The sequence below is a fragment of the Brochothrix campestris FSL F6-1037 genome, from assembly GCF_000525915.1.
GTDB classification, from domain to species: Bacteria; Bacillota; Bacilli; order Lactobacillales; family Listeriaceae; genus Brochothrix; species Brochothrix campestris.
The window spans coordinates 1-14723 of sequence record NZ_AODH01000002.1 but is presented as its reverse complement, the minus strand read 5'-3'; the positions used below and the strand labels follow the sequence as shown (position 1 = coordinate 14723).

Annotated in this window: 13 protein-coding genes and 1 pseudogene; 13 read left to right on the top strand and 1 reads right to left on the bottom strand. The window is 38.4% G+C overall.

Going from position 1 to position 14723, the window contains the following annotated elements; translation table 11 throughout:
- The first annotated feature begins 15 nt into the window (after positions 1-15).
- From BCAMP_RS00575 to BCAMP_RS00535, 11 genes and pseudogenes are all read left to right on the top strand, one after another.
- The gene (locus BCAMP_RS00575; RefSeq protein WP_035312843.1) at positions 16-1098 is read left to right on the top strand and encodes a GntR family transcriptional regulator; all 1083 of its coding nucleotides are present in this window, start codon (positions 16-18) and stop codon (positions 1096-1098) included.
- Positions 1079-2524 carry a glycoside hydrolase domain-containing protein gene (locus BCAMP_RS00570; protein WP_332248488.1) on the top strand — a complete coding sequence of 482 codons (1446 nt, stop codon included), beginning with the start codon at positions 1079-1081 and terminating at the stop codon, positions 2522-2524. Before BCAMP_RS00575 ends, BCAMP_RS00570 begins: the two co-directional genes overlap by 20 nt.
- Before the next feature lie 16 nt (positions 2525-2540).
- A complete protein-coding gene (locus BCAMP_RS14865) occupies positions 2541-3284 on the top strand; it encodes a glycoside hydrolase domain-containing protein (RefSeq protein WP_332248487.1) in 744 nt (247 codons plus the stop codon).
- Between the two features lie 144 nt (positions 3285-3428).
- Positions 3429-4357 (top strand): annotated as a pseudogene (locus tag BCAMP_RS00565) (ABC transporter permease).
- Between the two features lie 20 nt (positions 4358-4377).
- Positions 4378-5295 carry a carbohydrate ABC transporter permease gene (locus BCAMP_RS00560; RefSeq protein WP_035312841.1) on the top strand — a complete coding sequence of 306 codons (918 nt, stop codon included), beginning with the start codon at positions 4378-4380 and terminating at the stop codon, positions 5293-5295.
- Positions 5296-5318: 23 nt separating this feature from the next.
- A complete protein-coding gene (locus BCAMP_RS00555) occupies positions 5319-6773 on the top strand; it encodes an ABC transporter substrate-binding protein (protein WP_035312839.1) in 1455 nt (484 codons plus the stop codon).
- Positions 6774-6928: 155 nt separating this feature from the next.
- Positions 6929-8314 carry an ABC transporter substrate-binding protein gene (locus BCAMP_RS00550; RefSeq protein WP_232217869.1) on the top strand — a complete coding sequence of 462 codons (1386 nt, stop codon included), beginning with the start codon at positions 6929-6931 and terminating at the stop codon, positions 8312-8314.
- 92 nt (positions 8315-8406) lie between these two features.
- The gene (locus BCAMP_RS00545; protein ID WP_035312837.1) at positions 8407-9024 is read left to right on the top strand and encodes a YesL family protein; all 618 of its coding nucleotides are present in this window, start codon (positions 8407-8409) and stop codon (positions 9022-9024) included.
- A 2-nt stretch (positions 9025-9026) separates the two neighbouring features.
- The gene (locus BCAMP_RS12245) at positions 9027-10004 is read left to right on the top strand and encodes a hypothetical protein (protein WP_051456763.1); all 978 of its coding nucleotides are present in this window, start codon (positions 9027-9029) and stop codon (positions 10002-10004) included.
- Positions 9982-10719 carry a sensor histidine kinase gene (locus BCAMP_RS12240; protein ID WP_051456762.1) on the top strand — a complete coding sequence of 246 codons (738 nt, stop codon included), beginning with the start codon at positions 9982-9984 and terminating at the stop codon, positions 10717-10719. The genes BCAMP_RS12245 and BCAMP_RS12240 overlap by 23 nt, the downstream gene beginning before the upstream one ends.
- 5 nt (positions 10720-10724) lie before the next feature.
- The gene (locus tag BCAMP_RS00535; RefSeq protein WP_156921072.1) at positions 10725-12215 is read left to right on the top strand and encodes a response regulator transcription factor; all 1491 of its coding nucleotides are present in this window, start codon (positions 10725-10727) and stop codon (positions 12213-12215) included.
- A 28-nt stretch (positions 12216-12243) separates the two neighbouring features.
- Here BCAMP_RS00535 and BCAMP_RS00530 read toward each other — a convergent pair whose 3' ends face one another.
- The gene (locus BCAMP_RS00530) at positions 12244-13344 is read right to left on the bottom strand and encodes an ABC transporter ATP-binding protein (RefSeq protein ID WP_035312834.1); all 1101 of its coding nucleotides are present in this window, start codon (positions 13342-13344) and stop codon (positions 12244-12246) included.
- Positions 13345-13474: 130 nt separating this feature from the next.
- Between BCAMP_RS00530 and BCAMP_RS00525 the strand changes: the two genes are divergently transcribed.
- Positions 13475-13801, top strand: coding sequence for a hypothetical protein (locus BCAMP_RS00525; RefSeq protein WP_035312832.1), 327 nt, complete (start codon positions 13475-13477; stop codon positions 13799-13801).
- Positions 13802-13823: 22 nt separating this feature from the next.
- On the top strand, positions 13824-14327 hold the full coding sequence (locus BCAMP_RS00520) for a helix-turn-helix domain-containing protein (RefSeq protein WP_035312830.1): 504 nt from the start codon (positions 13824-13826) through the stop codon (positions 14325-14327).
- The last annotated feature ends 396 nt before the right edge of the window (positions 14328-14723 follow it).

The following is a 14723-nucleotide window of genomic DNA, read 5'->3' as shown; positions in this document are numbered from 1 at the left end:
GAAAGGATGAGATCATTGAAAGAACCATTATATCAACATATCATCATGGATTTGAAACAAGCAATTATAGCGGGAACTTATCCGCCGGGCAGTAAATTGCCAACTGAATTGAATTTATCAGAAACCTATGGCGTATCACGTATTACTTCAAAGCGGGCATTAGTCGAGTTAGAAAATGAAGGCATCGTTATCCGTGTGCGTGGCAAAGGGAGTTTTGTACGTGAAAAAGCTGTCGTTAGTCAATCTAAAACGATAAAAAAAGATGTGCTATTTATTCTACCGTTCCCTGATAATACAACGGTTGGTAACTATGCTCAAGGTATGTTTGAGGTGATTCAAGCCACTCATTATCGGTTACAGATGCAGCCGCATCAGTATTTATCCAACTTAGATGTTAAGGATATTGTGGAACGCTATGCCGGTGTGATTTTTTATCCCCGTAATAATCATGATGATATTGAATTGCTATATCGCCTCCATTTATTTGGTGTGCCAACTGTTTTAATCGATAAGAAAATCGATCAGTTGCCGTTTTCGAGTGTGATGGCGAACAATGAACAGGGCGCTTATGAAGCAACCCGTCATCTAATAGCGCAGAAACATCAAAAAATCGCCTTCATTAATATCGATGCAATCGGAAAAAAATCATCTGTACGTGATCGCTATTTTGGTTACTTAAAAGCCTTACATGGTTACGAGTTGGAACCTTATCATTTTGAACAATTAGACCCAAACGATAGTCAGTTTTTGATGACGTTGTGTACCGAATTGCAACGTTTAAATATTACAGCAATCATCGCTGAGAATGACGTGTTGGCAATTCAGTTAATCAATGCGTTAAAGAAACAAAACGTGAGCATTCCTAAGGATATTGCGGTGATTGGTTTTGATAATATTCAGGCGGCGCAACTGATTGAACCCCATTTAACAACGGTTGCTCAAAATTTTGAAGAAATGGGGTCAGCGGCGATGCGTCTGTTACTTGCAGAACTAGATGAGACATCAATAGAGCACGATCAGGTAGTTGTGCCAATTCAATTGATTGAACGTGCAAGTACTCGTAACTTAAAGGAGGAAGATGATGTTACAAACGACTGATTTATTACAAATTGATACACGACAAGGAACCGATAACCAAGCGACATATTCCAACGGTAATTGTTTACCCTATACAGGTGTACCTTTTGGTATGAACCATTTTGTCGTCCAAACAGCGGATACACGAGGTAGCTGGTTTTTCAATCCAAATGACCGCACCTTTCAAGGAATTCGGTTGTCACACCAACCAAGTCCATGGATGGGTGATTTTTCACAACTACTATTGTCACCTGTTGCAGGTAGTCACTGCCAGCCGGAGTTAGGCATGGCACAAAGTAGTTACCGTACCGATGAAGCTGTGTTTGCACCACATTATATTAAACTCAAACAAGAACGCTATCGGATTGTCACTGAGTTAACACCAACGACGTATGGTGCTGTGATGCGCAATCAGTATCATACCGCACACCCGAAATTGGTCCTACGAACACCAGGTGAAGGTATCATTAAAATCGATGTAGCAACGCATTCAGTGTCTGGCTATGTCATCAATGCAGCTGGCTGTGAAGATAAGCAGATGAAAATGTTTTTTGCGATGCACTTTTCCGAAGCGTTTGCTATTGAACACTGTGGTTACTTTGATGGAGCTGAATTTATTAGTAGTCAACAAGTACAGCGGTCTGATGCAGTTTTTGTAATTGCGTTTCAGGATACGACAATGATTACGACCCATCTTGCCACCAGTTTTTTATCGCCTGAGCAAGCGCAATTAAATCTATCACGTATCCTCTCGGATGATTTTGATGAAACTAAAATGAAGTCAGCGACAAAATGGCTGAACTATTTAAATAAAATTGAAATTGAAAGCAAAGATAAGCAGCAGGTAGCGACCTTTTATGGCTGTATGTACCGGACCTGTTTATTTCCACAAAAAATGTATGAGCTGAATGCGAATGAAGAGCCAGAACATTACAATACATTAACAAAATCTGTCGAAACGGGCTATTTGTATACAAATAACGGCTTTTGGGACACGTATAAAACGGTGTATCCACTCTTTTCACTGATTGCTCAAACCGAATATGCCGAAATGTTAAGCGCGTATTTACAATCCTATCGTGAAGCGGGTTATTTACCAAAATGGCTATCTCCCGATGAACGCGGGATGATGCCGGGGACGTTAATAGATGCAGTTGTGGCCGATGCCGCTGTTAAGCAGATTGGTTTGGAGTTAATGCCTGCCTTTTTAGAAGCGATGATTCATGGGGCAACTACACGTAGTGACAAACAAAATTATGGAAGACGGGGGACACTTGATTACCTAAAGTTAGGGTATGTGCCAGCGCATTATGGTGAGAGCATCAATCATACGCTCGATTATGCGTATAGTGATTTTTGTATTGCCCAAGTTGCTAATATACTAGGAGATGATAAGCTGGCACAAACTTATCAAAGACAAGCAAATAATTTTTTTAAACGTGTTTGATAAAGAAACGGGCTTTATGCGGGCAAAAACGCTTGACGGACAATTTAAACAGGACTTTAGTGCAGAACGTTGGGGAACTGATTATGCTGAGGGCAGTGCATGGCAAAGTAGTTTTGCCACCTATCATAACTTTAAAGGTCTCATTAAAGCACACGGTGGTGCCGAGGCTTTTAATGCGAAACTAACTGAGCTTTGTAACCAACACCCACATTATGAAGTCGGTGGTTATGCGTTTGAAATCCATGAAATGAGTGAAATGGCTGCGGTGGATTTTGGCCAAGTGGCCTTGTCGAACCAGCCTAGTTTTCACCTGCCATATTTGTTTAACTACGTCGGTAAGCCCGCCTCAACACAAGTACTTGTGAAACAATTAATGACACGCCTGTTTCATACAGGATGGGACGGTTATCCAGGTGATGAGGATAATGGCAGTATGTCAGGTTGGTATCTTTTTTCAAGTCTGGGCTTTTATCCGGTTTGTCCTGGCTCAGGAGAGTATGTGATTGGTATACCCTTATTTGATCGAGCAACGATACATTTAGCAAATGGCAAAACATTGATGATTACAACCGAAGGAAATCAACCGCATGCTAATTTCGTCAGCGCTATTCACCTGAATCAGCTGTGCCATGACCGTCTGTTTTTTACGCATGACGAGTTAATGGCAGGGGCAAACATCCAGTTTACACTTGGAGTCGTACCAACAGAGCGGCAGTATAATGAACAACAAACACCGTTTTCAATGCGGGTACCACATTAGTAACAGCTAAATTAAACTGAAAAAGGCTGTGTACTGAAACACCTATAGTTTGTCATGATATACCTATAGTTTGTTACTTACGTTCAAACCATCTATTGTTTATGATTGAATTGTACATAATTGGTCTAACAAGGAGGTGGGAAAATGAAAAGAAAACTGAAGCTCTGTTTAAAACAGCGAGCGCTCATTTTTATGGCATTACCAGCCTTTATTTGGATGATTTTCTTCTTTTATATTCCAGTCTTAGGTAATGTGGTTGCATTTAAAGATTTTCGTTATTCACCAGAGGGCTTTCTCGCCAGTTTGAAAAATAGTCCGTGGGTTGGTTTTGATAACTTTAAGTTTTATTTTCATCATCAGATGCTTATCTGATTACCCGAAATACGTTATTGTATAACTTAGCGTTTATCATCATCGGGTTAGTGTGTGCGATTTTATTCGCTGTAATCTTAAGTGAAATACGATCGCGCAAAATGATTAAAATTTATCAAACATCAATGTTATTACCGTATTTTTTATCGTGGGTTATTATCGGCTACTTTGTTTATGCCTTTTTAAGTCCAGATAAAGGGCTACTCAATTCAATCATCACGATGTTTGGTGGTTCAGAAGTGAACTGGTATAATGAACCAAAATTTTGGCCTGTTATTTTAATCGTCTTAGGTGTCTGGAAATCGGTGGGGTATTCCAGTATCATTTACTTCGCTTCAATCATGGGGATTAATCCAACATTCTACGAGGCAGCAATGGTCGATGGTGCAACGAAATGGCAACAAATTCGTCATGTAACATTGCCACAACTAGTGCCACTAATTACCATTTTATCGATTTTATCAGTTGGTAATATTTTTAAAGCCGACTTCGGTTTGTTTTATCAGGTGACACGAAACTCAGGCGTGCTATACGAAGTCACATCAGTGCTTGATACTTATGTGTATAACGGATTAGCCAATACCGGTGATATTGGCATGGCAGCCGCTGCAGGTTTATATCAGTCAGTTGTTGGATGTGTATTACTTATCGTGGCCAATGCGATTGTCCGTAAATTAGATGAATCATCAGCTTTATTTTAGCAGAAGGGGGAGACGAACCAATGAGTAAGAAAAAAATTCAATCAGTGGGGGTACGATCCTTCGGTAAGAAAGCTGATATTTTCTTTAATGTTTTTTTAGCAATCTTTGCCTTATCGTGTGTGTTTCCATTTGTGTTTGTTATTATCATCTCGTTAACAAGTGAGCAGTCACTTTTAACAAATGGCTATACACTTTGGCCATCTGAGTGGAGTTTAGACGGTTATCGCTATTTAATGGACCTTAAGGAACAATTGTTACAATCACTGTTTGTAACAGTGACAGTAACGGTTGTAGGTACGTTAATTAACACGACATTTACGTCGACCTTTGCTTATGCTATCTCACGATCAGATTTTGTCTTACGTAAATTTTTCACGATTGCTTGTTTAATTACGATGTTATTTAGTGCTGGGATGGTGCCGAACTACATTGTAATGACATCAATGCTTGGTTTGAAAGATACGATTTGGGCTTTGATTTTACCGATGGCGATTAGCCCATTCAATGTCATTGTAATGCGAACGTTCTTTAAACGGACGGTGCCTGATTCAATTATTGAATCGGCTCGAATTGATGGTGCGAGCGAGTTGCGCATCTTTGGTCAAATCGTGTTACCGTTAGCAGTACCAGGGATAGCGACCATCAGTTTGTTTGCCGCCCTGGGCTTTTGGAATGATTGGTTTAATGCGCTTCTTTATATTCAAAGTGATAATTTAATTCCATTGCAATATTTATTGATGAAAATTCAGGCGAATATTGAATTCATGACACAAAATGCAAGCATGGGTAGTGCCTTAAGTAGTGGCGCCGAAGCAATTCCAAAAGAAGCAACACGAATGGCAATGGTTGTTATTTCAACCTTACCAATTGCTTTAAGCTATCCGTTTTTCCAAAAATATTTTGTGAGTGGATTGACAATCGGTGGCGTTAAAGAATAAATCATCCTATAGGAGGAATTGAAATGAAAACGTGGCGAAAAGTAGTAGCAACATCATTAATGAGTGTACTTGCAGTCGGAACATTAGCAGGTTGTGGCAGTTTATCAGGTGAAAAAAAAAGCAGTAAAGACGACAAGGATTCACCGACATTATTGATGTATCAAATTGGCGATAAGCCAAAAAACTATGAGGCATTAATTGAAGTCGCAAATAAGCGAATTGAAGAAAAAATTAATGCAAAGGTAAATATTCAATACATTGGCTGGGGTGATTACGAGCAAAAAATGTCAGTCATCGTTTCTTCAGGCGAAAACTATGATATTGCTTTAGCTAAGAATTTTGTAGCCAATGCGCAAAAAGGAGCTTACGCTGATTTAACTGATTTATTACCAAAATATGCTAAAGAAGCATATGATGATTTAGATGAATCTTATATTAAAGGAAATTCAGTGGACGGAAAAATGTATGCGTTACCAGTAAACGCAAATATTTTCTCACAACAAATGTTGACGTTTAATAAACAATACCTTGATAAGTACGACCTTGATATTAGCAAAGTAAATAGTTATGCGGATATCGCTCCGCTTTTAAAGACGATTAAAGAAAAAGAGCCGAACGTGATGCCAATGGCTGCAGGGCAAGGGTTTAGAGCCGAAGTTGGTCTTGATTTCCCACTAGCAAATGGCTTACCTTTTGCTATTGATGTTGATGGCGATGCAACGAAGATTATTAATCCGTTCAGCAGTGACAAAATGATGGCAGCGTATGAAAGCCTTCATGACTACTATCAAGCAGGCTATATTGCTAAGGATGCGGCAACGAGCAATACTGAATATCCATTAAATACAGGATCTTGGTTTGTGCGTCAAGAGACACAAGGCCCGTTTGATTATGGTGATACAGCGTTAACAACTGCGGCAGGACAAGCGCTCGTTTCTCGTGCAATTACACCAGCCTTGAAAACAACGCAAGCGGCTCAAATGGCTAGTTTTGTTGTATCGAGTGGTTCAAAAAATACCGAAAAAGCGGTTGAATTTTTAGGTTTACTGAACTCTGATCCAGAATTGTTAAATGGTTTAGTATTAGGAATTGAAGGCGAGGCATGGGAGAAAGTCGGCGACAATCGTTCGAAATTACTAGACGGTTATAAACCAGATATGCACATGTCAGCATGGAATACAGCAAATAATAAAGTTTTATATGTTGACGAAAGTATTTCTGATAAACAAATAAAAGAGCGTGATGATGCAATTGCAGCAGCAAAAGAATCACCAATTTTAGGATTTGTCTTCGATACGAAGGATGTTAAGAATGAAATTAGTAATTTAAACAATGTGATGAGTCAGTATTTAGATGGTCTTAACACAGGGACGTTAGATCCTAAAAAAGCTGTACCAGAAATGAATGATAAATTAGAAAAGGCTGGACTAGCAAAAGTAACGAAAGAAATGCAAAAACAATACGATGCCTTTCGATAACTAGTCCTAACCATCGACCATCACTTTTAGAAATAATCGATTGAGATAAACGACTATTGGGGGAGAGCAGATGAAACGAATGATTAAGGTTGGGGCAATCGCAATGGCAGGTATCGTCACGGCAAGTGTGTTATCAGGTTGTGGTAGTTTGACAGGTGAAAAAAAAACAGGAAGCAAGTAAGGACAAGATGACGACTTTATTAATGTATCAGATTGGTGATAAGCCAAAAAACTTTGATGCGTTGATGGAAGTGGCTAATAAACGCATTGCAGAAAAAATGAATGTGCAGCTTGACCTACAATACATTGGTTGGGGCGATTATGAAAAGAAGATGTCTGTCATCGTTTCATCCGGTGAAAACTACGACATCGCCATGGCGAAAAATTATGTCACTAATGCTCAAAAAGGGGCTTATGCTGATTTAACCGAGTTGTTGCCAAAGTATGCCTCAGAGGCGTATGAGATGTTAGACGAAGGTTATAAAAAGGGTAATGAAATCAACGGAAAAATGTACTCGTTCCCTGTAAATGCAGACATTAGTATTAATCAAAAATTAACGTTTAATAAAACATTGTTGGATAAATATGATTTAGATATTAGTAAGGTGAAGCAGTATGCTGATCTTGAACCGCTTTTGAAAGTCATTAAGGAAAAAGAACCGCAAGTGACACCGATTGCGATTGGTCAAGGTTTTCGGGCTGAATCTGTTAGTGGCTATGATTACCCTTTAGGGAACGGCATGCCCTTTGCAGTTGAATTTGAAGGCGAAGACACGGCAATATTCAATCCGTTTGATCGACCTGAGATGCTCAAGAGCTTAAACGCAATGCATCGTTTTTATGAGGCGGGCTATGTGCCAAAAGATGCTGATACGAGTAACCGTGTCTATCCATTAGAAGCAGATACTTGGTTTGTTCGTCAAGAAACAGAAGGGCCATATAATTTTGGTGATTATGGCTTATCGGTAATTGCGGGCAAAGAATTGGTATCGAAGCCAATTACAAAACCGTATAAAACCCCTAATGCAGCTCAAGGTGCAGCCTTCGTTGTTTCGAGTGGTTCTAAAAACACCGAAAAAGCAGTTGAATTACTCGGATTACTCAATTCAGATGCCGAACTTCTTAATGGATTAGTATTAGGAATCGAGGGTGACGCCTGGGAGAAAGTTGAGAATAACCGTATGCGTCTGCTTGATGGCTATCAACCGAATATGCATATGTCTGGTTGGAATACAGGAAACAACAAAATTTTATATGTTGATGAAATGATTTCAGATGAGCGTATCAAGGAACGAGATGAGGTGTTACAAAATTCAAAAGAATCACCGATGTTAGGTTTTAACTTTAAAACAGACAAGGTGAAAAATGAGTTGAGTAACATTAATAACGTGATGACTCAATACCTCGATGGACTGAGTGTTGGTACGCTTGAAGCGGGTAAAACAGTGCCGGAAATGAACAAAAAATTAGCAACAGCCGGTTATGCGACGGTGCTAAAAGAAATGCAAAAACAATATGATGAATTTAAGGCGCAACAGTAATACTCTTCCTGAGTGAACAAAACAGATGACAGGAAACTGTTATTTGTTTTGTTTTTTCTCATGATAATAAAACGACCGAAAGAGGCGATGAAATGATTGGTGCATTATTAGAAACAATATTTACCCGTTGTTTTGTCATTATTAAATTGAATTTGTTTTGTATCGCATTAACGTTAATTGGTTTAATTGTAGTTGGAATCGGACCAGCTTTACTGACGATTAATCAATTATTTTGCGAACAGCAATGGGATTATAAACAAATAACCTGGAAAAAAACATGGGTGCTCTATAAACAAAATTGGCCGCGTGCCAATCAATTGTTCTTCACCTTTGCGGCGGTGGGTCTCTTTATTGGCTATAGCTTGTATTTAGCTGTGCAGGTACAGGGAGTAATCTTTTTAATTATCGATTTTATATTAGTGTTTGTAATGCTAGCTTTATTTATAACATATAGCTATGCCATCGTGCTAAATAATCGTTTTGAGATTAGTTTCTTAAATCTTATCAAGCTAGCCTGTATTACCTTTTATTCAAATTTCTTTATGCTCATTAAACTCATAATAAGCATCGGCTTTGTTTTAGTTATGACCTATCAATTTCCCGGTTTATTGATGTTTGCCTCATTAGCATTGATACAAATTATTTGTGTGTTTACAACAAAAAAATGGATTGTTATGATTGAGAGGAAGATTGTTGTGGAAGGGGATTAATTGTGAATAAACCACGTTTGATTAGTTCGTTACTCCGTCTTTATGCGATTGTCATGATTACAATTATTACGTTATTTACGATGGTGGTCGGTTACACCGTCTTACGCAAAGCAATGACTGATGCTCACAATGAAAATGCACAAGCCGCTAAGTTTATGACCGAAACAATTAATCATGCAGAACAACAAACAGAGGTGATTCTATCTGACCTATTAGGTGATGCTCAAAAAATAGAAAATTTATATGCCTATTTTTCACTTGATCCAAGTCAATATTTAGAAAAAAGCTTAAAAAATAATACGGGTGAACAACTGTATTGGCCGCAAATGATTAAGCAAGTGTATTATCAACAGCTCGGCATTGCAGGCATACGAATTAGTTTAAATGAATTCGATGAGCTTTTTTATTCTAATCAAACGAAAAAAGCAGGAGACAAACGAAAGAAACTGCCGAAACATGCGAATCAAATAGAAGTGAATCGGCCGATTATACATCCGGATAATATTAAGAGTACCGGGACGTTTACGATGATTATCGATGATGCGATTATCAAGAAAAACATTGAAGAAACAAATGGAACGGAAAAACAACAAATACTCGTATACACAGATTCAAATCAGTTAATGTATCAATACAGTGGTGAAAAAAACAGTGGGAATTCCGATAATAAGTCAGTGACGGATTATGTTAGCCTTAATGAGAAAATGACTGAAAAAGCAGATTATGTAACTGAAACTGAGAGTCGTTCTGGTTTGAAAATTGTGGTATTAACACCGAAATCACTTGTTTACCAACAGGCTTTTCAAGATTTTTTCTGGCTGTTAATTGGTAGCTTACTTATTGATGGTGTGCTATTGCTCGTGCTTTTTCGAACCTTTGGGTCATACGGTCGCCAAGTAGAAGATATCAAGGTCACGATGAATAAGGTGACAGAGTCACAACTTGAAATCAGAATTGATGAAGCGAGTAAAAAAAAATGAATTGAAGGATATTGCCGCTGGGATTAATCACATGCTTGATGATATTAATCAGCAAGTAAAGGCAATCTACGTCTTGGAAATAAATCAAAAAGAGGCAGAGTTACGGGCATTGCAGTCACAAATAAACCCTCATTTTTTATACAACACTTTAGAATATATAAGAATGTATGCATTGAGCGAAGGTGTCGATGAGTTAGCCGATGTCGTCTATGCTTTTGCGAGTTTATTGCGCAACAACACCATGCAAGAAAAACACATTACGTTACAACAAGAAATGGCTTTTTGCGAAAAATATGTCTATCTTTATCAAATGAGATACCCCGATCGTGTAGCCTATCATTTTACGATTGCTGAGGATGTCACGGATGTCATAATTCCAAAGTTTTTAGTACAACCGTTAGTTGAAAATTATTTTGTACATGGCATCGATTTTACACGGATTGATAATGCTATGAGTGTTAAGGTTTATCGTAAAGCGGAACGCATTTTTATCGATGTGATTGATAATGGTCGCGGAGTGAGCGAAGCAGAACGGCATGATATCAATCATTTATTAGCAAGCAAAACAAAGATTAACAAGAACGCGGAACGTTCAATTGGTTTAATGAATGTCAATAACCGACTGAAACTATATTATCCAACATTTTCGCGAATGGTTCTGCTACAACATCAAAGTGGCGGTTTGCATGTTCAATTAACATTTGAGGGAGGATAGCGGTGATGTATAAATTATTATTAGTCGATGACGAGTACATGATTATTAATGGGATGAAAAAAATTATCAATTGGCAAGAATTAGGCATTGAAATTGTTGGTACAGCTAAAAATGGGCAGGAAGCACTGTCATTTATGCGCCAAAATGAAGTGGATATTGTCATTACAGATGTGATGATGCCACTTATGTCAGGGATTGAATTCATCAAAGCAGCACAAGCAGAGCAATTTGACTTTCATTTTATTATGTTGTCGGGCTTTGAAGAGTTTAAATACATGCAAGCAGGCATTGAACTTGGGGCAGAAAACTATTTAGTCAAACCAATAAATAAAGAAAAACTATTGAAAAATGTGTTGCGCATTCTTTCAAAAAGCCAACTGTCATCAGAACTTCCACAGTTACGCGAAAGTCATTTTCAAGAAAAAATGCAGCGATGGTTTAATGGCATAATTACTGAAGCAGAACTCGAAGACGATCTGTTTGGAGGGTCGTTTAACGATAATGCCCTTTTTACGGTCATTTATTTTAACGGGCTGACGTCAACAGAACAAACTCAAGTGATAACGAACTGTCGACTACTAAATCAATCGTATTATATGAGCGAAGGCCCACATATCCGTATTGTTTACGAAGGAAATTACCAACAAGCACTCGCTTTTATCATGCAATTTGAGCGGTTATATCGTGAAACAACTTGTACTGTCGGGCTGGGGTGCGTGGTTACTGATGCGAAAGACATCGTCAAAAGCTGTCAACAGGCATTAGATATGAATCACCTGGCCCGTTTTTATCGTCTAAGTCTACCAGAACAATTGATGCAGTTAAACGTTGTGGAGTCTAAACAGCGCACGAGCGATTTCGAGATGACATGCGTCAGTAATGCGCTTAATCAAAAAGCTGATGGGACGTTATGTGAAGTGGTGGCGATGTTTGTACGAACGATGAAGCAACAGTTACGTCCTGCTTCCTATGTACATCATCTCGCGTTATTAATTGTGGCAGAAATTCACCGTCATTATGACACTAATTATAATTATGAAAATGAATTAGCTAACATCGCACAGACAGACACCATTATGGCGCTTGAAACCGTCCTATATACACGAATAGAACAGGCTAGTACTGTTGAAAATACGATATTATATAGTCCAAATGTTCAGCAAGTTTTAGCGTTGATTGAAAAAAATTACCAGACCGATCTTACACTGAAGGATGTTGCTCAGCAGTTACATCTAAATGCGATGTATTTAGGACAGTTATTTAAAAAAGAAACAAACCAACGTTTTGCACAACAACTCAATGCCTTTAGGATTGAGAAAGCGAAAGAGTTATTGAATGAATCACTCCTAAATATGAATGAGATTAGTGAAGCGGTCGGTTATATGAGTGCGGGCTACTTTTATAAAATGTTTAAGCGGATTGAAGGCATTAGTCCAAGTGAATTCCGTAATGAAACGCATCAATCTGTTTCAAAAGAAAAAAACATCTCAAATTAACCGTTCGTTAAGTGAGATGCGCAGGCTATTACACGATAACATTTTCTGTTTCGCTATCAAAAAAGTGTGCTTTGTTCAAGTTGAAAGCTAATGAAATAATATCACCCGGCTTACATTCATCACGAGCGGGTACTTTGGCAATAAACTCAACATTGTTTAGCTTGCTATAAAGCATTGTTTCTGCACCGAGCAGTTCTGATACAACAACTTCAACGTTAATGACGCTTGAAGATGAATCAAGGACAATTTGTTCGGTTTGTAAATCTTCTGGTCGAATCCCAAAAATGATTTGTTTGCCTTCATAACCACGCGCTTTGAGGACTTTATATCTTCCCTCAGGAAGGATGAAAGACAGGTCGACATCGTTAGTAATCATGCCGTCTCTTAAGGTGACTGTGAAGAAATTCATTGCAGGTGAACCGATAAAGCCAGCTACAAAAACGTTTTTTGGATGATTATAGACCTCTTTTGGTGAACCAATTTGATGGACAAAACCATCTTTCATAATAACAATTCGATCAGCCATTGTCATCGCTTCTGTTTGGTCATGTGTTACATAAATTGTCGTTGTTTTGAGGCGATTATGTAATTTGGCAATTTCGGCTCTCATCGCAACCCGGAGTTTTGCATCAAGGTTTGATAAGGGTTCATCCATTAAGAAAACTTTAGCATCACGTACAATTGCACGTCCTAAAGCGACACGTTGGCGTTGTCCACCTGATAGGGCAGCTGGTTTACGATCTAAATAGTCAGTTAAACCAAGTACTTCGGCGGCGTCACCAACCCGTTGTTTGATTTCAGTTTTACTATATTTTCGTAATTTCAAACCAAAAGCCATATTATCATAAATACTCATATGTGGGTATAAGGCATAGTTCTGAAATACCATCCCGATGTCACGGTCTTTTGGTGCCACATCGTTCATCAATTTATTGTCGATGTAAAGCTCGCCATCACTAATATCTTCTAAGCCTGCAACCATTCGCAAGGTAGTGGATTTTCCACAACCAGAAGGTCCGACAAACACAATGAATTCTTGATCTTCGATAACAAGATTGAAATCGGTTACCGCAAAACCTTCCGCATTTGTGTACTTTTTATAAATATTGTTTAAAGCCATTTGTACCATCTTAATCGCTCCCTTATTAGGTGATATCTTTAGTATACATGGGGGTATTTATTTGGACTATAGACGGATTAACTAAAAATAAGAGCCGAAGTAACTAAAAATGAAAAGGCTTTCAAAGGGGTTGGTTGGAGTGAGTAAAAACTTGGCATTAATTTATCCATTTGCAAAGACAATGGGCGAACCGCTCGAACATCATATTAACATTAAAGAAAATCAGCGTTTTTTATGCATCCCAATGGCTGAACTATCTGAGACCGAACAACAGTTGCTCCACAGTTTATATGAAACAAAGTCTGAGGTGGGAACAACTAATCGGTGGCAGGCCTTCTTAGCGGAGCAATCAACAGAGATGCCGAAACTAGCAGTGCCGATTCGCTTGGTCTACTTTGATTTGCGCACACCGTTAGGTAGCGACCTTCAAATAGAATGGCTTCATTTATTCAACGCTTTTTTTTGACGGTTGTATCAGTAGTTTCTTTATGAATGCTACGAGTGGTGTGTTAATTGAGGAGAAACAGCATGCGCCGCATACTGAAGAAACACTCAGACCACTTATCGAATTACTTGATAATGACTTTTTTACGCAAACAACCTGTTATTTAGGAACTTACCAGTCAGTTACACGACAACTTCCGCTTACGTTTAAAGAAGAACAGCGCCTCTTTAAAATGTTTGTTGCAAAGCAGTTGGCGGAACACGTTGTTTCTTTACCACAGTTTTACTTGCAAGTTGAGGGGCAACAGTTAGTATCGAATAGTTCGATGTTACAGCAATTGAAACGCACAATTAATGATCAGCCTGAGATTGAACCGATTATCAGGACGTTATGGCATAATGATGGTAATTTAGCATTGTCGGCTCAAAAACTGTATATTCACCGTAATACCTTGTTGTACCGTATTGAAAAATTTAAAGAAGAGACTAATTTACAGTTGAAAAAGATGGCTGATTTAACGTTGTGTTATTTACTTGTAATCGCTTAAAAGAGAGCTATCTTGGGATAGCTCTCTCAAACTGTAGACAAAGGTCAAACAGACTTCATTTTCTTTAAAATTCTATTACAATGACTTTATTTACGAGCTGATAAGACTGAATAGAAATGCTGTTATATCCTCTCATTTAATCAGCTAACAGCTCGTAAGTTTCAAGCTCTTTGCGAGCGATAGTAAATAATCGCCCACGCGACCTTTCCAATTTATACGCTGTTGAACGAGCTGATTTCACTTTCGTTCCTCTAGTTACATCAACCAGAAGCTGTCAACTTTCAGATAAATGGCAGCGACGGTAAATAGTCGCCTTCATTTATCTTCCAAGCTGTTTGCTTCTAGGCGGTTGATTTCACTTTCGTTCCTCTAGTTACATCAACCAGAAGCTGTCAA